Source organism: Agrobacterium sp. 719_389, assembly GCF_900188475.1.
Classification (GTDB): Bacteria; Pseudomonadota; Alphaproteobacteria; order Rhizobiales; family Rhizobiaceae; genus Agrobacterium; species Agrobacterium radiobacter.
Genome location: NZ_FYEM01000001.1, coordinates 236500 through 261597, shown reverse-complemented (window position 1 = coordinate 261597; position 25098 = coordinate 236500). Strand labels below are relative to the sequence as shown.

Here is a 25098-nt window from a genome sequence, read left to right as displayed (position 1 = left end):
CGGTCTATCCAAAAAACAGCCTGTAAAGTCGATAGACAGTCATGACAGACAAGACACCATTCTACATCACCACCGCGATCTCCTATCCTAACGGCAAGCCGCATATCGGCCATGCCTATGAGTTGATTGCGACGGACGCCATGGCGCGCTTTCAGCGCCTGGATGAGATGGATGTGTTCTTCCTGACCGGCACCGACGAACACGGCCAGAAGATGCAGCAGACGGCGCGGGCGGAAGGTATTTCGCCGGAAGAGCTGGCGCAGCGCAATTCCGACCAGTTCCGCGAGATGGGCAAGCTGCTCAATGCCTCGAACGATGATTTCATCCGTACCACGGAAGAGCGTCACCACGAGACCTCGCGCAATATCTGGAACCTGATGGCCGATAGCGGCGACATCTACAAGGACAGCTATGCCGGCTGGTATTCCGTGCGCGACGAGGCCTATTACGGCGAGGACGAGACGGAAGTGCGCCCTGACGGCGTTCGTTACGGGCCGCAGGGCACGCCGGTCGAGTGGGTGGAGGAGGAAAGCTACTTCTTCAAGCTCTCCGAATATCAGGACAAGCTGCTAAAGCTCTATGAGGAGAACCCGGAGTTCATCGGCCCGGCCGAGCGTCGCAACGAAATCATCTCCTTCGTGAAATCCGGCCTCAAGGACCTGTCTATTTCCCGCACCACTTTCGATTGGGGCATCAAGGTTCCGAACGATCCCAAGCACGTCATGTATGTCTGGGTCGATGCGCTGACGAACTACATTACCGCCACCGGATACATCGAAGACAAGAACGGCCCGCGCGCCAAATATTGGCCTGCCGACGTGCATATCATCGGCAAGGACATCATCCGCTTCCACGCGGTCTACTGGCCGGCGTTCCTGATGAGCGCAAAGCTGCCTCTGCCCAAGCGGGTCTATGCCCATGGCTTCCTGCTCAACAAGGGCGAGAAGATGTCAAAGTCGCTCGGCAACGTCGTCGATCCGGCCAATCTGGTGAACCATTTCGGTCTCGATCAGGTCCGTTATTTCTTCCTGCGCGAAGTCTCCTTCGGTCAGGACGGCAGCTATAGCGAAGAGGGCATCGCCACCCGCATCAATGCCGATCTTGCCAATGGCATCGGTAATCTCGCCAGCCGTTCGCTGTCGATGATCGTCAAGAATTGCGACGGCCAGATCCCTTTGCCGGGTGAGTTCACCGATGAAGACAGGGCGATGCTCGCCTCCGCCGACGGGCTGCTGGCGCTCTGCCGCGAGGAGATGGGCAAGCAGCTCATTCACCGCGCGCTGGCGGCCATCATCGCCGTTGTTTCGGAAACCGACCGTTATTTCGCCTCGCAGGAGCCGTGGGCGCTGAAGAAGACCGATCCCGAGCGCATGGGCACGGTTCTTTACGTCACGGCGGAAGTGGTGCGCCAGATCGGTATTCTCCTGCAGCCCTTCATGCCGCAATCCTGCGACAAGCTGCTCGATCTCGTCGCTGCGCCTGCCGATAAACGTGATTTCGCTGCTTTGGGCGAAGCTGGCCGTCTGGTTCCGGGCACGCCGCTGGAAGCACCGAAGCCGGTTTTCCCGCGTTATGTCGCGCCGGAAGCGTGAAGGCGACAACCATGCTGATCGATACCCATTGCCATCTGGATTTTCCCGATTTCGAGGCTGAGCGCGACGATATCATCGCTCGCGCCCATGCTTCGGGTGTCAGCCAGATGGTGACGATCTCGACACGGGTGCGCCGCCTGCCCGAGCTCTTGAAGATCACGGAAAAATATCCGTCGGTCTTCTGCTCCGTCGGTACACATCCCAACAGCGCGGCCGAAGAACTGGATATTTCGGCCGATGATCTGGTGCGGCTGGCCGAAAGCCACGACAAGATCGTGGCGATCGGCGAGGCGGGTCTGGATTATTTCTACGACACGCAGAAGCCGGAAGACCAGAAGACCGGCCTCATCCGCCATATCGAGGCGGCGAGGAGAACGAAGCTGCCGCTCGTCATTCATAGCCGCAGCGCTGATGACGACATGGCCGCCATTCTGCGCGCCGAGAGCGAAAAGGGAGCATTCCCCTTCATTCTGCACTGCTTCTCCGCTGGTCCTGAGCTGGCGAAAGCCGGTGTCGAGCTTGGCGGTTATGTTTCCTTCTCCGGTATTCTGACCTTCCCGAAATCACAGGATATCCGCGATATCGCCGCCACCGTGCCGCTGGAGCGGCTGCTGGTGGAGACGGACGCGCCTTATCTTGCGCCGAAGCGCTGGCGCGGCAAACGCAACGAACCTTCCTACGTGGTCAATACCGCGGAGGTTCTGGCCGAGGTGCATGGCGTTTCCTATGAGCGCATGGCCGAAATCACCACCGAAAACGCCTTCCGCTGCTTTTCGAAGATGACAAGGGTGTAGGTGTGGCAATCTACCGTCGCCGCTTCACGGTTCTCGGATGCGCGTCGTCGCCCGGCGTGCCGCGCATCAACGGCGACTGGGGCGCCTGCGATCCGGATAACCCCAGGAACCGGCGCACCCGCACCGCCTTCATGGTGGAGCAGATCGGTCCGGATGGCGGCAAGACGACCGTTGTCATCGATACCGGCCCGGATTTTCGCGAGCAGATGATCGCGGCGAAGGTGGAGGCGGTCGATGCGGTGCTTTACACCCACGCCCATGCCGACCATCTGCACGGCATTGACGATCTGCGCATCTATTTCGCCATTCAGCAAAACCGCATTCCCATCTATGCCGATCCCGTCACCATGGCGCGTATATGGGATGGTTTCGCCTATTGCCTGGAGACGCCGCCGGGCAGCAGCTATCCGCCCATCGTCGAACCACGGATCATCGCGGATATCGATGCGCCCGTTATCATCGACGGGGCAGGCGGGCCGATACCTTTCAACGTGCATATGCAGCAGCATGGCGATGTGCATTCGCTGGGCTTCCGTATTGGTGACGTCGCCTATTGCACCGATGTCAGCGATTTTCCGACTGAGACCCTGCCGAAGCTTTCCGGCCTCGATATCCTCGTCATCGACGCGCTGCAGCACCGTTACCACCCCAGCCATCTGTCTCTGGAACAGGCGCTCGGCTGGATCGAGAAATTCGCACCCAAACGGGCGATCTTGACCCACATGCATATTCCGCTCGATTATGACACGGTGATGCGTGAAACGCCTGATAATGTTGAACCGGCTTATGATCAGATGCGTTTCGAGATCGATATCGAAGCAGCCTGACGCCGCCTGAAAAGGAACAGCATGTCGACCAAGCCTTTCCGTGCACCCAGTATGGCGAGCTTCTTCGACAATCTGCGCGCCAGCCGGTTGCGGGCAATGTTCCGTCGCGGCGAACTGGGGCTGGTTGCTCTCGCCGTCTTCATCGGCATCGCAGCGGGTCTCCTGGTGGCGTTGATCGGCGCCTTGAGCACTGCGCTGCATGTGCTGGTATTCGGCGTCGAGCGACTGAGCAGCAGTGACCTGTCCGGATGGATCGTGCTTGCCGGTCCGATCATCGGCGGCGTCGTGCTTGGCCTGATCATCTTCATTCTATCGAAGACCCGCAAGAAACCCATGGTCGACCCGATCGAGGCGAATGCGCTGCATGGCGGCCGCCTGTCGCTGACGGACAGTATCATTGTCTGCCTGCAGAACATCGTCTCCAACGGCTTCGGAGCGTCTGTCGGGCTTGAGGCGGGTTACACGCAGATCGCCAGCGGCGTCGCCTCCAAGATCGGTATCAAGCTGAAACTGAGGCGAGGGGACATGCGCATCCTCGTCGGCTGCGGCGCCGCAGGGGCGATTGCCGCCGCCTTCAACGCGCCTCTGACCGGGGCTTTCTACGCCATCGAACTCATCATCGGCACCTATACCGTCGTAACGCTTGCGCCGCTCATCGTTTCGGCGCTGGTGGCGACGACCGTCATCGGGGTTATCGGCGGCCATGGCCTTTCCATAGATATCGTCGATGCCAGCCGTGTGACGCCGGCGGATTATGTGCCCGCCATCTTTCTCGGCGTCGTGTGCGCGGCCATCGGCATCACGCTGATGCAGGCGGTGTCCTTCATCGAGGAGACGGCCCGCAAAAGCGCCATTCCCGGCTGGCTGCGTCCTGCAATCGGCGGCGTGGCGGTGGGTGGGCTTGCGCTGATTTCACCGCAGGTGCTGTCGAGCGGCCATGGCGCACTTCATCTCAATATTGACGCCGAACTGACGATATACGGGCTGGCCGGGCTGTTCCTGCTGAAGGCGGCGGCCAGCGCCATTTCCATCGGTTCGAATTTCCGCGGCGGCCTGTTTTTCGCCTCGCTGTTCATGGGATCGCTGCTCGGCAAGGTTTTTGCGCTCTGCGCCCCCTATATCGGTTATGGATCGACGGCGCCGATCGTCTATGCCGTGATCGGCATGAGCGCCTTTGCCGCCGCCATCATCGGTGGGCCGCTGACGATGACGTTTCTGGCGCTGGAACTGACCGGCGACTTCCAGATCACGGCTCTGGTGCTTGCCTCCGTCATCACCACCTCGCTCGTGGTGCGCACCACATTCGGTTACTCCTTCGCCACATGGCGTTTTCACCTGCGTGGCGAGAGCATTCGCAGCGCCCACGATATCGGCTGGATTCGCGACCTGACGGTCGGCAAGATGATGCGCGCCGATATCCGCAAGGCCAATGTCAGCATGGGTCTTCCGGCCTTCAAGGAGAAATTCCCGCTCGGCTCGACGCAACGGGTAATCATGACCCATGATGACGGACGTTACGCCGGCATCGTCCTCGTCCCGGAAATCTATGCCGACCCGATGGATCGCGACCCCAGCAAGATCAGCCTTGAAACCTATCTCCAGTACAAGAATGACGTGCTGCTGCCGACCATGAACGCCCGTCAGGCGGCGGCCGCCTTCGATGCGGCGGAGAGCGAGGCGCTTGTGGTCGTCAACGACAAGATCGAAAACCGGCCGGTTGGCCTGCTCACCGAAAGCCATACACTGCGGCGCTACAGCGAAGAACTCGATTTGAGGCGTCGGGAGGCGTCCGGCGAGTTATAATGTACATCAGGGAATTCGAGCAACTTATTGATATAAATAATTCTTTTTATTTAATAATTCTGTCTCGTTCGATGTGTTGACAATCTCATTGAATCCATTATTCTGGATATATGGATAATTTAACCGCAATAACAGCACTTGGCGCTCTGGCCCAATCCACCCGTCTGGAAACATTCCGGCTGCTTGTTAGGCACGAGCCGGACGGCGTTCCCGCCGGTGAACTTGCGCGCCTTGTCGATGTTCCCCAGAACACGATGTCAGCGCATCTCGCCACGCTTTCGCGGGCGGGTCTGGTCAAGAGCGAGCGGCAAAGCCGGTCTGTCATCTATCGCGCCGATCTTGACGGGTTGCGCCTGCTGACCCTGTTTCTGCTGAAGGATTGCTGCGGTGGTTCCGCCGAACTTTGTGCGCCGCTGATTGCCGAACTGACACCCTGCTGCAGCCCGGAGGCGAAACCATCGCCGGGCCTGTAAGGCCGCCGATCTAACCACGGACCGAAACCATGACCGACAAGATCTATAACGTGCTCTTTCTGTGCACGGGCAATTCCGCTCGTTCCATTCTTGCCGAATCCATTCTCGCCAAGGAGGGTGAGGGGAGGTTCAACGCCTATTCGGCCGGCAGCCAGCCGAAGGGAGAGGTGAACCCTCACGCCCTGAAGGAACTGGCGGCGCTTGGTTATCCTGCCGCTGGCTTCACCTCGAAAAGCTGGGATGTTTTTGCCGGGCCTGATGCGCCCCAGATGGATTTCATTTTTACTGTGTGCGACAGCGCCGCAGGTGAAGCTTGCCCCGTCTGGATCGGTCATCCGATGACGGCTCATTGGGGTATAGAGGACCCCGCCGCCGTGGTCGGCTCAGAGGCCGAGGTTCAGCGCGCCTTCGCGCAGGCTGCGCGTTTCCTCAAGAACAGGATCGCGGTTTTCGTCAGCCTGCCCCTGCAATCGATCGATCGAATGGCGCTGGAAACCAGGCTCCGGCAGATCGGCGCGCTGGATGGAACCACCACTCCCGAAGGAAAGTCGGCCTGATGTCCATCTTCGAACGTTATCTGACCGCCTGGGTGTTGCTGTGCATCGTTGTCGGTGTCGCGCTTGGCCATTGGATGCCCGGCGTCTTTCAACTCGTCGCTGCTGCCGAGATCGCCAGGGTGAATATCCCGGTTGCGATCCTGATCTGGCTGATGATCATCCCGATGCTGCTCAGAATCGATTTTCGCTCTCTCTTGCAGGTCGGCACATTCTGGCGCGGCATTGGCGTGACGTTGTTCATCAACTGGGCCGTCAAGCCGTTCTCAATGGCGCTACTCGGCTGGTTTTTCATCGGCTGGTTGTTCCGCCCTTATCTTCCGGCTGGTGAGATCGACTCCTATATCGCCGGGTTGATCATCCTTGCCGCTGCTCCATGCACCGCCATGGTCTTCGTCTGGAGCAACCTGACACGGGGTGAACCGCTGTTTACATTGTCGCAGGTCGCGCTCAACGATGCGATCATGGTCGTGGCCTTTGCTCCGATTGTCGGGCTGCTGCTAGGCCTTTCGGCCATCACCGTGCCCTGGGATACGCTCGTTCTCTCTGTCGCGCTCTATATTGTCGTTCCCGTCATCCTCGCGCAGCTGATCAGGCGGTGGCTCATGACTGATGGAACATCACGAACGCTGGATCGGGTTCTTGCAAGGCTGCAGCCGATTTCACTGATGGCGCTGCTTACGACGCTGGTTCTTCTCTTCGCCTTCCAGGGCGAGCAAATCATCGCCCAGCCAGCCGTCATCGGCCTGCTTGCCATCCCGATCCTCATCCAGGTCTATCTGAATTCGGGGCTTGCCTACCTCCTGAACCGGATGACGGGTGAGCGCCATTGCGTCGCCGGGCCTTCGGCCCTCATCGGCGCCAGCAATTTCTTCGAGCTGGCCGTCGCTGCCGCCATCAGCCTGTTCGGTTTTCAGTCAGGTGCGGCGCTGGCAACCGTTGTCGGTGTTCTCATCGAAGTCCCGGTCATGCTTTCGGTCGTCTGGATAGTGAACCGCTCGAAGAACTGGTATGAGGCCGCCCCCGCCGTTTCCCGAACGACAGTGACCGAAAGGCTATGACTATGGACGCCACGATTTTTCACAATCCGTCCTGCGGAACGTCTCGCAACACGCTGGCGCTGATCCGCGCGGCAGGGATCGAGCCGACCGTGGTCGAATATCTGCGGGAACCGCCGACGCGCGAACGGCTCGCAAAAATGATTGCGGATGCGGGCCTGACGGTGCGCGAAGCCATGCGCGAGAAGGGGACACCCTATGCCGAGCTCGGTCTCGACAATCCTGATCTGACCGACGATCAGCTGCTCGGCGCCATGATAGAGACGCCGATCCTCATCAATCGCCCTTTCGTGATGACACCGCTTGGCACCAGGCTCGCCCGTCCGTCGGAAGTCGTGCTGGATATTCTGCCCAGGACTTTCAACGGACCGTTCTTCAAGGAGGATGGCGAGCAGGTCCTCGACAATGAAGGAAAGCGCATTGCCTGAGACATTTCCCGCATTGCAGGCGCAGCACCTGCACAGCATTGACCCGGATGCGCTGCGTCCGGCGTTTTCGACCCACAAGCCGCGCATCCTGATCCTTTACGGCTCGCTGCGCGAGGTTTCGTATAGCCGTCTGCTTGCATTCGAGGCCGGGCGGTTGCTCGAACTGCTTGGTTGCGAGGTTCGGATATTCGATCCGAAGGGCCTGCCTTTGCCCGATGAAGCGCCGGCCAGCCATGCCAAGGTGCAGGAGCTGCGTGAACTCTCCCAATGGTCGGAGGGACAGGTCTGGGTAAGTCCCGAACGCCACGGCGCTATGACCGGCATCATGAAATCACAGATAGACTGGATTCCTCTCGCAGTCGGATCGGTTCGGCCGACACAGGGCAAGACGCTCGCCGTCATGGAAGTTTCCGGCGGCAGCCAGTCCTTCAATGCGGTGAACCAGATGCGAATTCTCGGCAGATGGATGCGGATGATCACCATCCCAAACCAGTCTTCGGTGGCAAGGGCGTTTCAGGAATTCGACGCGGAAGGCCGGATGAAACCGTCATCCTATTATGACCGGGTCGTGGATGTCTGCGAGGAACTGGTGAAATTCACGCTGCTGACGCGTGATGCTTCCAGCTATCTGACAGATCGCTACAGTGAACGCAAAGAGCAGGCAGACGAGCTTGAAAAACGTGTTTCGCTTGGATCGATCTGACCGGTCGGCCCTGGTGGGCCGGTTCGTGCTTTTCGGCTCACGAACACTTTGATTGAATCGATCGCAACGGGAGAAGATACCGAGTTGCTTTGGAGGCGTTGAGCCGACCAGAGCTCGATCGCGCCGCGACATATGCAACGGGCAATAACCACACAAATCCCTGACTGCACCATCAAATAAGTTCCATAATCTATCTTATGCGATTATTGTTCATGGATTGAAGCCATACCCCTGTGGATGTTTGCCCGCCGCATAATCAAAGCCGGTTATTCCCCTGTGAGCGGGATTTTGACGATCTGCCGGCGTGGTACGGATTAAACCTCTTCCTGCGGTGTTCTCCTGAGTGCGACTACTCGTAAAGGAGCTTGCGCCGTGAAATGTTCCTATTCCCTCACTCTCTTCATGGTGACATTGGCCGGCCTGCCGGTATCTGCCAGCCCGTTCTCGTCCGCAGCCGGACGATATCGCATCGATCCTGCCTCTCACATACGCTTTTCAATAGCACAGGTTGCCGGCCCCGGGATCAAAGGCACAATTCCCGACATATCCGGCCGTTTCGACATCGATCCGGATCAGCCGGCCAAGTCCTACGTGGAGATCAGTCTCAACCCTTCCAGTGTCCAGACGGGACAGGAACGGGTGGAAAACTTCCTGCGATCAAGCGCGGTTTTTAATATCGCCGTTTATCCGCAGATCGTGTTTCGCTCCAACCGCGTTACCCAGGACGGACCGCGCAGCGCAGTTGTTGAAGGCACACTGACAGCCAGAGGCATATCCAGACCCGAGACGTTTCACGCTACATTCGTCGAGCAACAGAAGGGATCCGTCACCTTCCACGTCACCGGCAATGTCGCCCGCCTGCCCTATGGCATGGGTGTTGGGGTGCCGCTCTATTCGAATACGGTGGCATTCGACTTTGATTTGAAGGGCGTCAGATAAAAAGCGAGGGGGCAAAAAAAACAGCGGCGCTGGGATTAAGCGCCGCTGGCCGGTGTTTCTCCAATATCGGGCATCTTCTCCGATCCATCATTCCTCAAAGGACTATCCCATGCGTGCACATCATTTCGTTCTGGCCGGCCTTGTAGCGCTCACGGCCACGGCTGCACTGGCCGAACCCTATGCCGGTGGCGCGGTGATTGAAAAGGCAACGGCCAAAGGCACGATCCTGACCGACTCCAAAGGCATGACCCTTTATACTTTCGACAATGATACCAGTGGCGCGTCGGCCTGCTACGATAGCTGTGCAAAGAAATGGCCGCCCCTCGCCGCCTCGAAAACCGACAAGGCGGATGGCGACTACAAACCGGTTTCCCGTAAAGATGGTACGATGCAATGGTCGCATGACGGAAAGCCGCTCTATCGCTGGCAGATGGACAAGAAGCCGGGCGATGTCACAGGCCATGGCGTCGGCGGCGTCTGGCACATTGCCAAGGAATAGTATCCATGCCGGATTTTCTGGACGAGATCACGAGTTGCATACCGGCGCTTCGACGTTACGCGAATGCGCTCACACACGACCGTGAAACGGCTGACGATCTCGTCCAGGACTGTCTGGAGAGAGCCATCCGCAAAAAGGCGTTGTGGAAACCGCAGGGACCGCTGCGTCCCTGGTTGTACCGGGTGCTTGTTAACGTCTATCGCAACAATCTGCGCGGCCGAAATCGCCGGCCCTCACAAATCCCGATTGACGACGTTGCGGAACAGCTGTTCGTGCCGGCGGCGCAAACGGGCCGGATAGCGCTGGCCGAAATGGCCCGCGCCATTGAAAAACTGTCCGGCGAACATCGCGAAGCCCTCCTCCTCGTCGTTGTCGAAGGCCTCAGTTATGCGGAAGCGGCAAATGTTCTTGAAATTCCGTTGGGCACTCTGATGTCCCGTCTGGGGCGAGCCCGAACGGCCCTCGCCCGCATGACCCAGGAAGACCAGCCAAATCTCAAGGTGATAAAATGACCGGCAACGAGCCTCAGATAACCGAAGCCGATCTGATCTCTTACGTCGACGGGCAGCTCGAAGACCAGCGGCGTGACGTCGTGCGCGCTCACCTCGCCTCCAATCCGGCCGACGCACGCAAGGTTGCGATATGGCAGCAGCAGAACACCACGCTGACGGCGCTCTACGGCCCTCTTGATACCGGTGCTTTACCCGAGCGCCTCGATGTTTACCGGATCGAGCGGCGTCTGCGATCGCAGCGTGCCGAATGGCGCAACATGGCGGCGGCATCCATCCTCGTTCTGGCCGTTGGTTTGGCGGGCGGCTGGTTCGGGCGCGGGCTGGTGTCTCAGGTCGCGGAACCCGCCCACTCTCTCGTGGCGGATGCTATGCAGGCGCATAAGCTGTTTGCGAGCGATGTTCTGCATCCGGTGGAAATTCGGGCCGATGCGGAAAATGCTTCCAGCCTGCCGAAATGGCTGTCGAAACGGCTGGACCGCAAACTGAACATTCCCGACCTCACCCGCCATGGTCTGTCCCTTGTCGGCGGCCGTGTCCTCCCAAGTTCCGAAGGCGTCGCAGCCCAGCTCATGTATGAAGATAAAAGCGGGCAGCGCGTCACTCTTTATATCGTGGCTGCGGCCGACTCGAGCGACACCGCCATGCGGCGCTCGAGCGTCGGTTCACTGGAGACCGTCTCCTGGGACGACGAAATGATCCGCTGCGCTTTGGTCGGCAACCTGCCGTCCGACCGCATGGACGCCATCGCGAAAGACACCTATCAGCAATTGAGTTAGCCGATGAGATATTTCGAGGATCATTCCGATAGTGTAGCAGCGGGTGAACGGCTGTGGCGTAATTCGCCGACATCTTTCGGATGGGTGGCGATCGCGTTCCACTGGACGATCGCGCTGCTTTTCCTCGCGCAGCTTGCGCTGGGATATGTGATGAGCCGCAACGATATCGATCCGGTCCTTCAGTTCGACCTGTTCCAATATCACAAGTCGATAGGGTTTCTGGTATTGGCCCTCGCCGCGCCGCGTTTCCTATGGTCGGTTTTCAGCCGGAAGCCGCAGCCTGTCGATGGCGAAGGCCCGGTTTCAAGGTTCGCGGCGCGCGCCGCTCATGTCGCATTGCTGTTCCTTACCCTTGCCGTTCCCCTCGCCGGCTGGGCCGTCGCTTCGACGTCTCCCCTGCAAATCCCCAGTTACGTCTTCGATCTCGTGGTCGTGCCGGGGTTGCCTCTGGCGATTTCCGATCAGGCGGAGGCGTTCTGGACAGGGGTTCATGCCACCCTCGCCTATCTCGCCGCAGTCATCGTATTTCTACATGTGACGGCAGCGCTATGGCATCATTTTATCCGCAAAGATTCAACCCTCCGGCGTATGCTTCCGTCTCCGGCAGCCGCGAATAACAGCCGCAAAACTGTGTCCTCCCGGAAATAGAGGCGCAAACATGCCCATCCGGTGACATCGTTTTAACCGCGGAATGGGCAGGCTACCCGAAGTTGCGCAAAAGTCACATCGCAGTGGCTTTCGGCGGCCGGGCGCGCCGCATGCTTCCATTTCTGACCGATCATTTGTTATCGTTACCGCCGAAGAGCATTGGCGCATCGAGGTAGACTTTGCCTAAGTAAATACCGGTCTCAATCCAGTTTCACCCGTACTGCGGATAGCCACAGGCTGTCGGCGTATGATCACGTTCATCGGGTGGTGGCAAGAGACCGGTCTGGCATTGTTAAAATGTGCCCTGCGCAGCTTTGCTGTCTCAGCTCTTCACCCACCCGAAACATCGCCACGCCGTTCCCGTCAGGGTTTTCTCCTGCACCATCTTGGTGGACTTCCAAATGGAAGACCAAGACAATATGTGCAATGTACTTCGGGTCCAATGGACCATCACGCCACGAACGGCGCCCCAGCCATGGCTCGCATGCAGCGGATGCGGCCATCTGAGGGCGTTTCAATCCAGCGGCAAGATCCGGCTTAATGCCAATGGCCGCAAACTGGATGCCTGGCTCATCTATAAATGCCTGATCTGCGACAAAAGCTGGAACCGGCCGATTTTCGAGCGGCTGAATGTCCGCGACATCAGCCCTTCCGTTATGGAAGCGCTGATGTCCAACGATCCGCAATGGATAAGGGCGGAAACATTCAACCTCGAAGCCCTGAGACGCAAATCGCAACGTATCGACGAGTTTCCCGAGTTCGATATCGAAAAAAAAATCAAGGACGAACCTCCCGACTGGACCATGGCCGAGATTGATCTCACGGTTCCGCTTCAGAGCGGCATACGCCTTGATCGCCTGCTGGCGTCCGAACTGGGGTTGTCACGGTCGATGCTGCAGAAGCTTCACGATGGCGGCATGATACGGGCGCAGTCCGACCGTTCCGATGTTTGGCGGCGGCACGTTAAAAACGGCGCGCGGATTGTGATCGAGCGCTGTGACGGCTTCGCTCCGGAACAATTGTGGGAACCCACAACGGCGGATTGCTAAAGGTAACGCGAGGGTCTGAAGGTTCAGGTCCTCGCGCTGCGACATCGTCAAACAAGAGCGGCTTGTCCTGCGCATCGAACAACCGCTGGCAACCCGCAGCGACAGTCTTGCCGGCCGTCGTTCAGCCGCTCGACGCAGCCTTGAAAATCGCCAATTGGTCGGCAAAGGCGCGTTTATAGGCGGGGCGCGCTTCGCCTCGGGCGACGTAGGCCGAAAGGTTCGCATACTCATCGAGGATGCCTGAGCTTTTTATCCTTTGCAGGACGGACACCATCAGCAGATCGCCGGCGCTGAATTCGCCGTCGAGCCAGTCGGCGTCACCGAGGCGGTGGGACAGTTCGCCAAGCCGCTTGCGAATACGGTCATGGACGATCTGCAGGCGCTCGCTGTGCCAGCTCTTGTCCCTTTCGAGAAAGCCAGTGACAAAATGCTCGACGATGGGCGGTTCCATGGTGCTGAGTGCGGCGAACATCCACATGATTGCCCGCGCCCGCGCATCCGCATCCTCTGGCAAAAGGCCGGCATGACGTTCGGCTATATGCAGCACGATCGCACCGGACTCAAACAGGACGAGATCGCCCTCCTCATAGGTCGGGATCTGCCCGAAGGGTTGAAGCGCAAGGTGCGCCGGTTCCCGCATCGCCTTGAAGGAAAGAAGGCGGACATCATAGGGCTGGCCCACTTCTTCAAATGCCCAGCGGACGCGCATATCGCGGGCGAGACCCTTGCCGCCATCGGGCGAGCGTTCAAAAGCGGTAATGGTGATTGTCATTGCTGCTCTCCATCACGTTTTTCCGGAGACGATTGGTGCTTCGTCATTTCGTGCCGAAACGCCCTCGAATGCCGCCGCCTGACGTTGGATCACAATATGCGTTGGGATGAGTGAAAACAATGTTGGCATTGCCTTTGGAGTAATCCTTTCCCCCCTGAAACAATCAACCGGGCGGAAATCGCGCAAGCGCGGCAAACAAGGGAAATCAGGTTTATCAAATCTCTGTGGGGCTGAAGCAAACGCCACTGAGGCCGGATGAAAAGGCTGGCCATTTCATGCAAAAACTCTAAGCTCCAGCGCCGGACACGAATTGTCGAGAACCATCAGATTTTCAGTCAAATCATCAGGGAGAAAGCATCAGATGAGCCTGCGTATCAACGATATAGCACCAGACTTCACCGCCGAGACCACCCATGGTCCGGTGAGCTTTCACGACTGGATCGGCGACGGCTGGGCGGTCCTGTTTTCACATCCGAAAAATTTCACGCCCGTCTGCACGACGGAACTCGGTGCGATGGGCGGCCTGCAGCCGGAATTCGAAAAACGCGGTGTGAAGATCATCGGCATTTCGGTCGATCCGGTCGAAAGCCATGAAAAATGGAAGAATGATATTCGCACGGCGACCGGTTTCAACGTTGATTATCCGCTGATCGGCGACAAGGACCTGAAGGTCGCGAAGCTCTACGACATGCTGCCGGCCGGCGCCGGCGAAAGTTCCGAGGGCCGCACGCCTGCCGATAACGCCACCGTGCGCTCCGTCTTCGTCATCGGTCCCGACAAGAAGATCAAGCTGGTCCTCACCTACCCGATGACCACAGGCCGCAATTTCGAGGAAATTCTCCGCGCCATCGATTCCATTCAGCTCACCTCCAAACACCAGGTGGCGACACCTGCCAACTGGAAGCAGGGTGAGGACGTCATCATCACCGCCGCCGTCTCCAACGAAGATGCAATAGCCCGTTTCGGCTCCTACGACACGGTTCTTCCCTATCTGCGCAAGACAAAGCAGCCCGGCTGATTTTGAAACCTGTGATGGGGCGGTGAAAACGCATCGCCCCATCCGTTCCTGGGTATGACGGCGCGCCCTAGCCGGCTTCCTGCTTCGCGACGAGCAGCATTGGCCGGTCATCGAGTTCGGCGGGGGTGAAACGCGCAAGAAGATCGAACGATGTTATGGCTTCACCGGCGGCGAAGCGTCGTCCGTTGACGACGAGATGTCCGAGGCCGAATATCGTAAGAAGCGCTTCCGTCGCATCTCCCGACGAGCTGTCGAAAAGCAGATTTGTCTGGCCGAAATGCTCCAGACCCGTTGTCCAGGCCCTGATCTTTCCCCCCTCCTCCGTCACAAAGGCTCCGAAGGCCAGCATCGTCGCCATTTGCTGCGGCTGATCCAGATGGCTGTTTGCATAGTTCAGATAGTCATCGAGATTGGCGCGGCCGACGATCATGTCCAGATAGTGCAACGCAACCGCCCGCATGGGGGCGAGCTGGTGGATGCCGAGCAAGGTCGAGGCGATCTCGTTATGCGCGATTTCTGGATCATCTTCATCCGCCAGGATGAGAAATCTGAATTCGCACCGGTGTGTCGCACGGCTAAAATCGTCATATGCCGCTGTCGCATCGATACAAAAGGTCTTTGACCAGTCGACCCTCGCCTTCGCAACTGCCGGATATTGGGCCGGCGCAACCGGCGTCGCCACGACCGGCTCGGGAGTGCCGACAAAACCCTGGTTGCACCGCGCAGTCCGTCAAAAACGCCTTTTTCGCCCACCCGCTCGCATTCATATCCCTCCTCGCCCCACGCTTCCGTCAGGGTTAAGTCCGAGATCGCGGGTTCGCTGTCGAAATAGAGTGTCGCCTTGAAAAATTGAGCGTCGCCATTTGCCATTGCAAATTCCCGTCCATGGCATTTCTTGCGCTCTATGGCTTTATGATCCCACCATGATAGTCAAGCCGGTACGTCTCGACATGTCCCCGGTAAATGCGCTCGACGCCAGTGAAGGACTGGAACTCACCCGCATTCGTATCGACATAGACCAGATTTTCCACCGGGTGGGTAAAGCCGCCGAGAAAGCGGCCCTGCCGATAGAGCGTGGAAAGCGACCGCTGAATGACCATTCCGGCTGTCGCACCGTCGATCATGTCGGGCCGGAGGATACGGCCGTAATAACTCATCGCCCAGAGGGCCGTCCCCTGATGCCAGACGACCTCCTGACCGATGAAATCAGTTCCCCCGAAATAGCTGTCGATATAGTGCCAGTCGCCGTTCTGATAGCCGAGATCGTGCGATCCCTTGCGCGTGGGCGTCGGGGATTTGTTACCGCCGCCAACATACGTGGCGGACTTGGCCTGCACGATGAACTCTTCCAGCATGACACCCCTCGAAATAAGAACATAAAGTGAACATAAGTCGTTTTCATGATCGTCGCAAGTACTATCCGCGCCCGGTATCGAGCCCTTATTTCAGCCATCGTGGGCTTGGTAATCGTGGCGTTTGCGCTTAGAAGCGTGGCAGGAAATATCCGAAAAGAGTGTCCATGCCGCAAAACCCGCAAATCTATGTCGATGCCGATGCCTGCCCCGTGAAGCCGGAAATTCTCAAGGTGGCGGAACGGCATGGGCTGGAAGTGACCTTTGTTGCCAATTCCGGTCTGCGCCCGTCGCGCGATCCCATGGTGAAAAACGTCATTGTTTCCGCCGGCTTCGACGCTGCGGACGACTGGATCGCCGATCACGCCGGCGAAAACGATATCGTCATCACCGCCGATGTGCCGCTTGCTGGCCGCTGTGTCGCCAAGGGTGCGCTGGTCACCGGGCCGACGGGGCGCGTTTTTGACCAGTCGAATATCGGGATGGCGACGGCGATGCGCGACCTCGGTGCACATCTGCGTGAAACCGGTGAAAGCAAGGGATATAACGCGGCTTTTTCACCGCGCGATCGCTCCGCCTTTCTGGAGACGCTTGACCGTTTCTGCCGTCGTGTCAAAAAGTGACGGTGCCAACAGAAAGGTGCCGCCCATGACCCCGGCCAATATGAAAAGCAGCAGCTATCGCCGCCATCAACCTTTCGTCATTGCTTTTCTTGTCGGCGCCATGGGCCTTGGGCTGGCTCTGGTTCTGGCGCCGCCGCTGGCGATCGAGATCGCCGCCGTTCTGTTCTTCCTGACCTATCTCACATTGATTGGCTTTCGCCTGTCGGGCCTGACGGCGCAGCATCTGAAGGCGCATGCCGATAGCGACGATCTGCCCGCGGTCGCCATCATCGCCGTCACGCTGCTAGCCGTCGCTGTCGCCGTGGTGTCGCTGTTCCAGGCGCTCAACCACACGGGCGAGACGGTCTGGACGCTGCTCATCGCCTTTGCCTCGGTGATCTTCGGCTGGCTGACCATCCACACCATGACAGCCCTGCACTACGCCCATCTTTACTGGCGGCCTGCCACGGTGGACGGCAAGCGGCAGCATCGCGGCGGCATGGATTTTCCGGCGACCAAGGAACCCTGCGGTTACGACTTTCTCTACTTCGCCGTGGTGATCGGCATGACGGCGCAGACATCGGATGTGGGAATAACCACAACTGCCATGCGGAAGGTCACGCTGCTGCACTCGATCGTTTCTTTCTTCTTCAACACGGTTCTGGTGGCGGCGGCGGTCAATGCCGCAGTCTCGCTTGCGGGCTGAACCGGAATTTTCACAAGGAATGTCTTCATGAACATCATCTCGCAGAATACGGCCTTTGGCGGTATGCAGGGCGTATTTTCGCACGTGTCGGAAACCCTGAAATGTGAGATGACCTTTGCGGTTTACGTGCCGCCGAAGGCGATCCACGAGCCCTGCCCCGTCCTGTGGTATCTTTCCGGTCTCACCTGCACCCATGCCAACGTCATGGAAAAAGGCGAATATCGCCGCATGGCCGCCGAACTCGGGCTCATCATCGTCTGCCCGGACACCAGCCCGCGCGGCAATGACGTGCCAGACGAACTGACCAACTGGCAGATGGGCAAGGGCGCCGGATTTTATCTTGACGCCACACAGGAACCCTGGTCCGAGCACTACCAGATGTACAGCTATGTCACGGAAGAATTGCCCGCCCTCATCGGCCAGCATTTCCGTGCGGATATGAGCCGCCAGAGTATTTTTGGCCATTCAATGGGCGGACATGGCGCGATGACCATGGCGCTCAAGAATCCCAGCCGTTTCAAAAGCTGCTCGGCCTTTGCACCGATCGTGGCTCCCTCGTCAGCCGACTGGTCAGAGCCGGCGCTGGAAAAATATCTCGGTGCGGACAAGGCCGCATGGCGTCAATACGACGCCTGTGCACTGGTCGAGGATGGCGCGCGTTTTCCCGAATTCCTGATCGACCAGGGCAAGGCCGACAGTTTTCTTGAAAAAGGCCTGCGCCCCTGGCTCTTCGAAGAGGCGATCAAGGGCACGGATATCGGCCTGACGTTGCGCATGCATGACCGCTACGACCACTCCTATTACTTCATTTCCACCTTCATGGATGACCATCTGAAATGGCATGCCGAGCGGCTTGGATAAGGGCGCAGAAGCAAGCCGGCGGCGCCCTGTGAGCGCCGCCGTTTCAGATTTAATCTGATATTACGGGATACGGGCAATGACCTTGATCTCGAAATCGAAGCCCGCGAGCCAGTTGACGCCGACGGCGGTCCAGTTCGGGTAAGGCTTTTGGCTGAAAATCTCCTGCTTGACGGTCATGATCGTTCCGAACTGGTTTTCCGGATCCGTGTGGAACGTCGTGATATCCACAATGTCGTCGAAAGTGCAGCCCGCCGCCTCAAGCGTTGCCTTGAGATTTTCGAAGGCCAGCCGGACCTGCCGTTCAAAATCGGGTTCAGGCGTTCCATCGGCACGGCTGCCCACCTGACCCGAAACGAATAGGAGATCACCGGATTTGATGGCAGCAGAGTAGCCATGCTCCTCGTAAAGCGCGTGCCTGTGGGCGGGGAAAATTGCTTCGCGTTTACTCATTTCCATCTCTCTTTCAGCTGATTGACGATGCCGCGCTCTATGGCGTCAGCGTCCAGTTTACATACGTTGCGTATGCGAGATAGGAACGTACACTGCGCATGTCAAACAAATATACGCGATGTATGTGAGTGGATCATATCAAAGCAATGGTGGCGCGACGCTGAGAAATCACACATCGTGATTGTGCCGCCGCTTCCACGGACGCTACGGGAAGAGCGCCGTCGCAAGCGTCGTCGGGCCGGATCGGTTGAGCCTGAATTCGCGGATCACGCGCTCTGCGACGCCATAGGCGAGTTCCTGCTCGATAGACTGATTGTCGAAGCTGACGACGGTGGCGGTGAATTTGGCTTCGGCGATCACTTCTCCTGTCGCCACGGCGGCAGCGCGGACGATGACCTTGGCCGACGCCCGTTCCCCGAACAGGAAGGGGCCGCGTGTAACGGATGCGAGACGGATGGTCAGCACCACACGCGGGCGGGTCTCTCCACGCGCCGTGGTCTTGATCGCATTCTGCACCTGCGCATGAATGGATTGCATCAGCGCCGGAGCGACATCCGGGCGGGCGGCGACGAATGCGCCGCGCACATCGTAAAGCAGCCGGTCGGTATTGGTCGCTTCCGGTTCCAGCCTGAAAGACATGAGCGTGAAACACGCCAGCACAAGAATGCCAAGGCGTTTCAGCGTGGTGATCATGATCAGCGGCTCCCCTAACGTGAGGTAACCGCATATTCGGCCATCAGGGTTAGAAAAGCGTTAAGAAGCGCTCTTCAGGGCGCCCAGAACATTGAGTGCTGCGCGCATGTCGACGAGCCTGACCGCGCGGCGCTCCAGCGCCTCCTCGTCCTCCCCCCATTGCTCGGCGGTCCAGTCCTCATCGAGATGGGCAAGGGCCCATGTTTCTTCCAGCGTCAACTGACCTTCCGCCAGCGCAAGCGCCAGAATGGCGGAGCCGGTCAGCGACGTCATGGTGTGAAGAGCGGCAAGCGCAATCGGTGTGTCATATTTCTTCAGCGTTACCGCAAAAGCCGCGATGGCTTCGCGCGGCTGGTCTTGATGCATCACGCCTTCAACGAGAATGAAGCGCGCGCCGAGCACATTGGCCGCCCAGTCCAGCACCGGATCCCAATGGTCCGTCTGCCGCGCAACCAGCGCTTCCGGGTCACCGGCGCGATAGCAAAGGAGATCGGAAGAGGAAAACCGGAGGATATCCTCAAAAACCGCCTGGGTGTCGTTGGCGACGCCATCGATGGCGGTGTTCACATGGCGCGATACCGGCATGACCACCGGGTTCACCACCTCTTTCTGGGCATCCCACTCATCGCGAAGCAGTTCTGCCAGCGCTCGAGACGGGACGGTCAGCGGCTTCTTGGCGGGCGTGCGCAGCGGCTTGCCATCGAGAAGGATGGTAAAGCCGCCCTCCTGCGTCTCTCCGACGGTGACATCCTTGTAGAAACGCTTCGGCAAAGGTTTCTGCATCTGGATTTGCGCGCGCAGGATCGGGTCGGGGTGGCTCAGGCCCTCCGAAAGGTCGTTCAGGAGATCACGCATGGCACGTCCTCATCAGTCGGATAGAAAGGTTAGAGATTATCGGCCGGAACATAGGCCGGAATTTCACGCGGATGGCTGACAACTGCATCTGCGCCCGCCGTCCAGAGTTCATCGACGGAGGCATACCCCCAGGCGACGCCAATCGCTTTTGCGCCGGCAGCCTTGGCCATCTGCATGTCATAGATCGCATCGCCGATCACGATAGTATCGGCCGGAACCATGCCGGTATCATGGCAACATTCCATCACCATGGCCGGATGCGGCTTTGACGGGCAATCATCCGCCGTGCGCGAAACGATGAAGTGTTCGGCAAAGCCGTGGGTTTCGAGAATATGGGTGAGCCCGCGCCTTCCCTTGCCGGTCACCGCGCCGATCAGCACGTCGTCCCGTTTCGACAGCGTGTCGATCAGCGGCGCGATACCGTCGAAAAGCGGCGTCGTCATTTCGGGACGCTCGCGCAGGGGATGATAAACTTCCCTGTAACGCTGCGTCATCGCCTGCGCCTCCTCATCCACATGCGCCTTGCCGAGCATGCGGGCGATGGCGATATCCAGCGTCAGCCCGATGATTGCCTTGGTCTGTGAGATATCAGGCCGCGGCTTGCCAAAATCGGCAAAGGTTTCGACCATGACCGCATGGATCAGGCCGGCGCTGTCCACCAATGTGCCGTCGCAATCGAAAAGAACGAGCTTCATAGCTTTCAGTCTTCCCTGTCGCCATCGGCCACGTCGAGGCCGAGCAGGTTCCAGGTCTGCACCATATGCGGCGGCAAAGGTGCGCTGACCCGAAGCCGGCCCCCATTCGGATGCGGAATGTCGATATGGCGCGCATGCAGATGCAGGCGCTTCTGGATGCCGCCTGGGAAATCCCAGTTCGGATCGTCGATATAATATTTGGGATCACCGATGATCGGGTGGCCCATATGCAGCGCGTGAACGCGGAGCTGATGGGTGCGGCCGGTATAGGGTTCCATCTCCAGCCAGGCGAGGTTCTGCGCGGCGGTATCGATGACACGGTAATAGGAAATGGCGTGATCGGCCCCCTCCTCGCCATGCTTGGCGATACGCATACGGTCGCCATCCATGGTCTGTTCCTTGACCAGCCAGGTGGAAATCTTGTCCTGGTGCTTGCGCGGCACGCCCTTGACCAGCGCCCAATAGGTCTTCTTGGTGTCGCGCTCACGGAAGGCGGCCGTCAGCTTCTGCGCAGCACCGCGGGTGCGGGCAACCACCAGCACGCCAGAGGTATCGCGGTCGAGACGGTGTACCAGACGCGGCTTTTCGCCCTTCGGGCTGGTCCAGGCTTCCAGAAGCCCGTCGATATGGCGGTTGACGCCGGAACCGCCCTGAACGGCAATGCCGGCCGGCTTGTTGAAAACGAAAACCTTGTCGTCTTCATGCAAGAGCATGCGCGCCAGAAGTTCCGCGTCTTCCGAATGTTTGAGATCCCTTGATCCGATCGGTCCGCTTTTGACCTTGAGGTCGGAATCGACCGGCGGCACGCGCACCATCTGTCCCGGCTGCACCCGCGCATCCGTCTTCACCCGGCCGCCATCCACGCGCACCTGTCCGGATCGCAACAGCTTCTGCAATTGCCCGAAACCAAGTCCCGGATAGTGAATCTTGAACCAGCGATCGAGGCGCATACCGGCCTCGTCGGCCCCGACCTTGATATGCTCGATACCTGCCATGAAATTTCCAGTCTCTCTGTCTTGATCGCGCGCCCGCTGTTCGGCGCGCCGTTTGGATCAAGCCTTTAGAACAAGTTGCGGCCCAAGGCCAGCCCGGCGAAAACCGCAGCAATGGAAACCACAAGACTTGCAAGGACGTAAACGGCCGAAAGGCCGAGCGCACCGCGTTCGAAAAGCGCCACCGTATCGAGCGAGAAGGAAGAAAATGTCGTGAACCCGCCGAGCACGCCGGTGACGAGAAACAGGCGCATTTCCATTGAGGCGTTCAGCCGCCGCGCTACAAGCTCGACCAGCAGGCCGATGAGGAAAGACCCGGCCACATTGACTGCGAGCGTTCCCCAGGGGAAATTGGGTCCGGCCAGCCGCACGCTCAAGACTCCGACCAGATAACGGAACACGGAACCGATGGCGCCGCCTGTCGCGACAAGAGCGATATTGATCATGGGAATGGTATCTCCGGAAATTGCCGGACCTGTGCAGTCCGACGCATTTCTAGACCAAGGGCACAGCGGGTGAAAGCCCTTTGGCAGGCGTCTTCGTCCATTAAAATACGATTAAATTGCAGCGTCGCGATTTAGCCTTCCAACAAGATGCGGCTGCTAATCTCGGCTTTTTAAGGGTCGGCGAGAATTGCCGGGGGTTGGATGACACAGGTTCTTTCTGTTTCCGCGAATACAGCAGCCTATGCGCTGGAAGCCGTAAAGCCAGCGCAGCGCGTTCCGCGCAAAAGCGAAGTGGAAGAGGCCATTCACGAATTGGCGCGCAAGGCCGAAGGTGGGGATGACTTCCAGCTGCGTGGCATGATGACGGTGATCAAGCCACCCGCCCTGACGCTCTATTTCCTGACCGTTGCCAGCCAGCGCCACGAGCCGCAGGCGACGCTGGAGCAGGCTGTCGAGGCTTACGAAGAAAACAACAGCACACAAAAACCCAGAAATGACGTGTTAGATCATACCGATATATAGGTATCTTAATTTGGTTTCTCGGTCTCTTGACCACGTCGAACGGACATTCGTGTTCAGCTTGATGTCAGCTTGATTTTCTAGATATTTTCGACCGAGTTCCGGAAAATCGCGATGGCGGACACCCTCTCCTTTTTTCCATCACGGCGCTGAAGAACAATACAATATATGAAAAATCTTGCGGCTACCGGACCTGTCACGCGTTCCGGTAGCCGCTTTTCATTGGTCAATTATGCTTGTGGTCGCTGCCGCCCTTGGCTGCGCCAGTGGAGAGCACGATCTCGACCTTGCCGGCCTTTTCGAAGATCAGCGTCACCGGCACCTTGTCGCCTTCGGCAAAGGGCTTCTTTACGTCAAAGAACATCATGTGCAGGCCGCCGGGCTTCAGCTCCACTGTCTGGCCGGCGGGAATGACGATGCCGTCATCCAGCTTGCGCATTTTCATGACCTCGTTGACCATGGCCATCTCATGGATTTCGGCGCGACCCGCAGCCGAGGATTCAACGCCAACCAGCTTGTCGTCGCTATCGCCGGTATTCTTGATCGACACATAGCCGCCGCCCACGGGCTGGCCCGGCAACATGGCCTTGGTGGCGCCGCCAGACACTTCGAGGCTGCCGGCCTTCACGACATCCATATCCATGCTCATGCCGGCATGGTCATGGCTGCCTGCATGCGCCTTGGCAGCAACCTTGATGGTCGGCGCCGGGCTTTTCAGGGAATGGGGATCGACGCCGGCCGCCGCGACCTCATCCCAGGATACCTTGCCCTTGTCACCGCAAAGCTGCGTCACCTTGAAAGGCAGGTCCTGCCCTGCTTCGATGCCGGAAATCTTACCCTGCACCGCGAAGGTATCGTAAAACTCATCCGGCAGGTTGCCGCCCTTCCAGCGGATTTCGATCGGGCCGCTTTTGATCTCCTTGCCGTGGTTCTTATAGGCCTTCTGGTAGTCGCCCTTGATGATCTCCAGCTCCCAGCCGGCCTTGGGCTGCGGCTTGGCGGAGATGAAGCCTTCCGGCAGCTTGATCTGGACTTCGGTGGTGGCGAGCCCGCCGTCACAGCCATGCGGCACCTGAAGGGCGGCAACGACGGTACTGTCCTGTTCGGCCGAACCCTCAACGAATGTGGCATGGGCAAAAGCCTGTGCAGTCGAAACCGAGGCGACGAAAAGGCCGCAGGTGATGATCTTGGTGGTTTTCATTTGCTTATCCCTGCGACTGCTACCCACTGGGTCTGCGCAGCCGCTCCGTGCCGCCAAAGACGGCGATGATCCCGTAAAGCGAAAAATCAGGCGGAATGGGGTGGCGGGCCGCGTGCGGCGGGTTTCTGGATCGTCAGGACAGAGCGGAAGCTCCATTCCGCAGAGAGGCGATTGTCGAGCCAGGCAAACTCGGTCTTCAGCCAGCCTTCCGTATCGGGCATCGGCAGAAGAATGGACGATGCCAGCAGGCAGGCCTCGCAGAAGAGGATCGCGTCACCCGAATGGGCCGGGCTGTCCTTGGTGTGGGAGGCATTCAAACCGCCGGCGTGGCCAAGGCAGATTTCGGCAAAGGTGCCATCCGGAAGCCGGTAGCTCTCGTCGAGGACAACCGCCGGGGCAACGGCAAGTGCTGGCTTGTGGGCAAAACCGAGCGACAACATCAGGGTCGCGCAGAAAATGCGAAGCACCTTCTCCATCCCTGTCAGCCGTCGTTTTCGATTTGCATCCATAATCCCATGCGATATCCCGCTTTCCTGCCGATTTCAAAGGGGAATTTTGCCGCAGGCTTAACAGTTGCAAGGGAACAATCGCCGCAAGGCGGCATTTTCCCGTCGGAACCACCGTTTGAAGGGAGATCCGACATGCCAGCCAAATCGAAAGCCCAGCAGAAAGCCGCCGGCGCCGCACTCGCCGCCAAACGGGGTGAGACGAAGAAATCCAGTTTACAAGGTGCTTCAAAAAGCATGGAGAAATCCATGACAGAAAAGGAACTTGAGGATTTCGCCTCGACGAAACGCAAAGGCCTGCCGGAGAAAAAATCCGATTAGCGCCGCCCCTTCCAGCCAGCCTGAAGCCGTGCGCTGAAAAAGCCTCGTCGCGCCCATGCGAGCCGCATCGACCGGATTACTCCGACGAGTACGAAACGCGGTCTTAAAACCGTTATACCGGACAGGATAGATGTTGATGGCGCAGATGGAGCAAGAATCTGTTCAGATGCGTCATTTGGTCCTTGCCAATAGCGGGCCTTCGAAGATAATGAGCGTCGCATCATCGTTGGGAGAAACCGCTTCAATGCGGTGCCGAAGGAGCAACCGCCCCGGAAACTCTCAGGCAAAAGGACCAGCGGTGAAGACGAAACTCTGGAGAGAAGCCACCTTTAAACAGGACGGCTCGCCGAAGGGATAACAATCTCAGGCGACAAGGACAGAGGGGGCTCTTGAACCGGTGCTTTCGCGCCACGACCTGAGCCCGCGCGATCATTCGCGCAACCCTGGAGGCGTC

At 58.7% G+C, this 25098-nt stretch carries 32 protein-coding genes and 1 riboswitch; of the genes, 21 read left to right on the top strand and 11 right to left on the bottom strand.

Annotated features, from left to right (window positions below; translation table 11 throughout):
* The first annotated feature begins 41 nt into the window (after positions 1–41).
* From metG to CFB10_RS01260, 15 genes are all read left to right on the top strand, one after another.
* Positions 42–1592 (top strand): methionine--tRNA ligase, encoded by a 1551-nt coding sequence (gene metG / locus CFB10_RS01330; RefSeq protein ID WP_020012510.1) that lies wholly within the window; start codon positions 42–44, stop codon positions 1590–1592.
* Positions 1593–1603: 11 nt separating this feature from the next.
* Entirely contained in the window at positions 1604–2386 is a 783-nt protein-coding gene (locus CFB10_RS01325; RefSeq protein ID WP_026364099.1) for a TatD family hydrolase, read from the top strand.
* A gap of 2 nt (positions 2387–2388) precedes the next feature.
* Positions 2389–3213, top strand: coding sequence for an MBL fold metallo-hydrolase (locus CFB10_RS01320; protein ID WP_020012508.1), 825 nt, complete (start codon positions 2389–2391; stop codon positions 3211–3213).
* A 21-nt stretch (positions 3214–3234) separates the two neighbouring features.
* Positions 3235–5016, top strand: coding sequence for a chloride channel protein (locus CFB10_RS01315; protein WP_026364098.1), 1782 nt, complete (start codon positions 3235–3237; stop codon positions 5014–5016).
* A gap of 110 nt (positions 5017–5126) precedes the next feature.
* A complete protein-coding gene (locus CFB10_RS01310; RefSeq protein WP_020012506.1) occupies positions 5127–5489 on the top strand; it encodes a helix-turn-helix transcriptional regulator in 363 nt (120 codons plus the stop codon).
* Between the two features lie 29 nt (positions 5490–5518).
* A complete protein-coding gene (locus CFB10_RS01305) occupies positions 5519–6046 on the top strand; it encodes an arsenate reductase ArsC (protein WP_020012505.1) in 528 nt (175 codons plus the stop codon).
* A complete protein-coding gene (gene arsB, locus CFB10_RS01300) occupies positions 6046–7104 on the top strand; it encodes an ACR3 family arsenite efflux transporter (protein ID WP_020012504.1) in 1059 nt (352 codons plus the stop codon). Before CFB10_RS01305 ends, arsB begins: the two co-directional genes overlap by 1 nt.
* A 2-nt stretch (positions 7105–7106) precedes the next feature.
* Positions 7107–7529, top strand: a complete 423-nt coding sequence (arsC, locus tag CFB10_RS01295; RefSeq protein WP_020012503.1) for an arsenate reductase (glutaredoxin) — start codon at positions 7107–7109, stop codon at positions 7527–7529.
* Positions 7507–8232 (top strand): arsenical resistance protein ArsH, encoded by a 726-nt coding sequence (gene arsH, locus CFB10_RS01290; protein WP_026364097.1) that lies wholly within the window; start codon positions 7507–7509, stop codon positions 8230–8232. The genes arsC and arsH overlap by 23 nt, the downstream gene beginning before the upstream one ends.
* Positions 8233–8604: 372 nt before the next feature.
* Positions 8605–9171 (top strand): YceI family protein, encoded by a 567-nt coding sequence (locus tag CFB10_RS01285; RefSeq protein WP_026364096.1) that lies wholly within the window; start codon positions 8605–8607, stop codon positions 9169–9171.
* A gap of 109 nt (positions 9172–9280) precedes the next feature.
* Positions 9281–9670 carry a hypothetical protein gene (locus tag CFB10_RS01280; RefSeq protein WP_020012500.1) on the top strand — a complete coding sequence of 130 codons (390 nt, stop codon included), beginning with the start codon at positions 9281–9283 and terminating at the stop codon, positions 9668–9670.
* A gap of 5 nt (positions 9671–9675) precedes the next feature.
* Positions 9676–10182, top strand: a complete 507-nt coding sequence (locus CFB10_RS01275) for a sigma-70 family RNA polymerase sigma factor (protein WP_020012499.1) — start codon at positions 9676–9678, stop codon at positions 10180–10182.
* Positions 10179–10958 carry an anti-sigma factor gene (locus tag CFB10_RS01270; RefSeq protein WP_020012498.1) on the top strand — a complete coding sequence of 260 codons (780 nt, stop codon included), beginning with the start codon at positions 10179–10181 and terminating at the stop codon, positions 10956–10958. The genes CFB10_RS01275 and CFB10_RS01270 overlap by 4 nt, the downstream gene beginning before the upstream one ends.
* 3 nt (positions 10959–10961) lie before the next feature.
* Positions 10962–11606: a cytochrome b gene (locus tag CFB10_RS01265; RefSeq protein WP_026364095.1), complete on the top strand. Its 645-nt coding sequence runs from the start codon at positions 10962–10964 to the stop codon at positions 11604–11606.
* Positions 11607–12007: 401 nt separating this feature from the next.
* Entirely contained in the window at positions 12008–12655 is a 648-nt protein-coding gene (locus CFB10_RS01260) for a DUF1062 domain-containing protein (protein WP_020012496.1), read from the top strand.
* Between the two features lie 121 nt (positions 12656–12776).
* Here the strand turns inward: CFB10_RS01260 and CFB10_RS01255 are convergent, their stop codons facing one another.
* Positions 12777–13427 (bottom strand): glutathione S-transferase family protein, encoded by a 651-nt coding sequence (locus CFB10_RS01255; RefSeq protein ID WP_020012495.1) that lies wholly within the window; start codon positions 13425–13427, stop codon positions 12777–12779.
* Between the two features lie 361 nt (positions 13428–13788).
* Here CFB10_RS01255 and CFB10_RS01250 point away from each other — a divergent pair, with 361 nt between their 5' ends.
* Positions 13789–14445, top strand: a complete 657-nt coding sequence (locus CFB10_RS01250) for a peroxiredoxin (RefSeq protein WP_003496073.1) — start codon at positions 13789–13791, stop codon at positions 14443–14445.
* Between the two features lie 67 nt (positions 14446–14512).
* Here CFB10_RS01250 and CFB10_RS01245 read toward each other — a convergent pair whose 3' ends face one another.
* Together CFB10_RS01245 and CFB10_RS01240 are read right to left on the bottom strand one after the other, a co-directional pair.
* Positions 14513–15127, bottom strand: coding sequence for a hypothetical protein (locus CFB10_RS01245; protein WP_020012494.1), 615 nt, complete (start codon positions 15125–15127; stop codon positions 14513–14515).
* A gap of 220 nt (positions 15128–15347) precedes the next feature.
* Complete coding sequence (locus CFB10_RS01240; RefSeq protein WP_020012493.1) at positions 15348–15800, bottom strand: DUF5680 domain-containing protein; 453 nt, start codon at positions 15798–15800, stop codon at positions 15348–15350.
* 164 nt (positions 15801–15964) lie between these two features.
* Here CFB10_RS01240 and CFB10_RS01235 point away from each other — a divergent pair, with 164 nt between their 5' ends.
* From CFB10_RS01235 to fghA, 3 genes are read left to right on the top strand one after another with little or no spacing between them, the layout of a single operon-like run.
* Entirely contained in the window at positions 15965–16420 is a 456-nt protein-coding gene (locus tag CFB10_RS01235; RefSeq protein ID WP_003502698.1) for a YaiI/YqxD family protein, read from the top strand.
* 25 nt (positions 16421–16445) lie between these two features.
* On the top strand, positions 16446–17105 hold the full coding sequence (locus CFB10_RS01230) for a DUF1345 domain-containing protein (RefSeq protein WP_026364094.1): 660 nt from the start codon (positions 16446–16448) through the stop codon (positions 17103–17105).
* A 27-nt stretch (positions 17106–17132) separates the two neighbouring features.
* Positions 17133–17966 carry an S-formylglutathione hydrolase gene (fghA, locus tag CFB10_RS01225; RefSeq protein ID WP_020012491.1) on the top strand — a complete coding sequence of 278 codons (834 nt, stop codon included), beginning with the start codon at positions 17133–17135 and terminating at the stop codon, positions 17964–17966.
* 60 nt (positions 17967–18026) lie between these two features.
* On the opposite strand, the gene CFB10_RS01220 is transcribed toward fghA, so the two are convergent.
* From CFB10_RS01220 to crcB, 6 genes are all read right to left on the bottom strand, one after another.
* Positions 18027–18416 (bottom strand): RidA family protein, encoded by a 390-nt coding sequence (locus CFB10_RS01220; RefSeq protein WP_003502695.1) that lies wholly within the window; start codon positions 18414–18416, stop codon positions 18027–18029.
* Between the two features lie 204 nt (positions 18417–18620).
* The gene (locus CFB10_RS01215; protein ID WP_020012489.1) at positions 18621–19109 is read right to left on the bottom strand and encodes a hypothetical protein; all 489 of its coding nucleotides are present in this window, start codon (positions 19107–19109) and stop codon (positions 18621–18623) included.
* 60 nt (positions 19110–19169) lie between these two features.
* Positions 19170–19964 (bottom strand): ATP12 family chaperone protein, encoded by a 795-nt coding sequence (locus tag CFB10_RS01210; protein ID WP_020012488.1) that lies wholly within the window; start codon positions 19962–19964, stop codon positions 19170–19172.
* A 29-nt stretch (positions 19965–19993) separates the two neighbouring features.
* Positions 19994–20659: an HAD family hydrolase gene (locus tag CFB10_RS01205; protein WP_020012487.1), complete on the bottom strand. Its 666-nt coding sequence runs from the start codon at positions 20657–20659 to the stop codon at positions 19994–19996.
* 5 nt (positions 20660–20664) lie between these two features.
* Positions 20665–21654 carry an RluA family pseudouridine synthase gene (locus CFB10_RS01200; protein ID WP_020012486.1) on the bottom strand — a complete coding sequence of 330 codons (990 nt, stop codon included), beginning with the start codon at positions 21652–21654 and terminating at the stop codon, positions 20665–20667.
* A 65-nt stretch (positions 21655–21719) separates the two neighbouring features.
* Positions 21720–22097, bottom strand: a complete 378-nt coding sequence (gene crcB / locus CFB10_RS01195; protein ID WP_020012485.1) for a fluoride efflux transporter CrcB — start codon at positions 22095–22097, stop codon at positions 21720–21722.
* A gap of 201 nt (positions 22098–22298) precedes the next feature.
* Here crcB and CFB10_RS01190 point away from each other — a divergent pair, with 201 nt between their 5' ends.
* Entirely contained in the window at positions 22299–22619 is a 321-nt protein-coding gene (locus CFB10_RS01190; RefSeq protein WP_020012484.1) for a hypothetical protein, read from the top strand.
* A gap of 223 nt (positions 22620–22842) precedes the next feature.
* On the opposite strand, the gene CFB10_RS01185 is transcribed toward CFB10_RS01190, so the two are convergent.
* Together CFB10_RS01185 and CFB10_RS01180 are read right to left on the bottom strand one after the other, a co-directional pair.
* The gene (locus tag CFB10_RS01185; RefSeq protein WP_020012483.1) at positions 22843–23817 is read right to left on the bottom strand and encodes a copper chaperone PCu(A)C; all 975 of its coding nucleotides are present in this window, start codon (positions 23815–23817) and stop codon (positions 22843–22845) included.
* Between the two features lie 86 nt (positions 23818–23903).
* Positions 23904–24293 carry a hypothetical protein gene (locus CFB10_RS01180; protein ID WP_020012482.1) on the bottom strand — a complete coding sequence of 130 codons (390 nt, stop codon included), beginning with the start codon at positions 24291–24293 and terminating at the stop codon, positions 23904–23906.
* 165 nt (positions 24294–24458) lie between these two features.
* On the opposite strand from CFB10_RS01180, the gene CFB10_RS01175 reads away from it, so the two are divergent.
* Entirely contained in the window at positions 24459–24644 is a 186-nt protein-coding gene (locus CFB10_RS01175; protein ID WP_020012481.1) for a DUF3008 family protein, read from the top strand.
* 217 nt (positions 24645–24861) lie between these two features.
* Positions 24862–24949, top strand: a riboswitch (glycine riboswitch).
* Positions 24950–25098 lie beyond the last annotated feature (149 nt).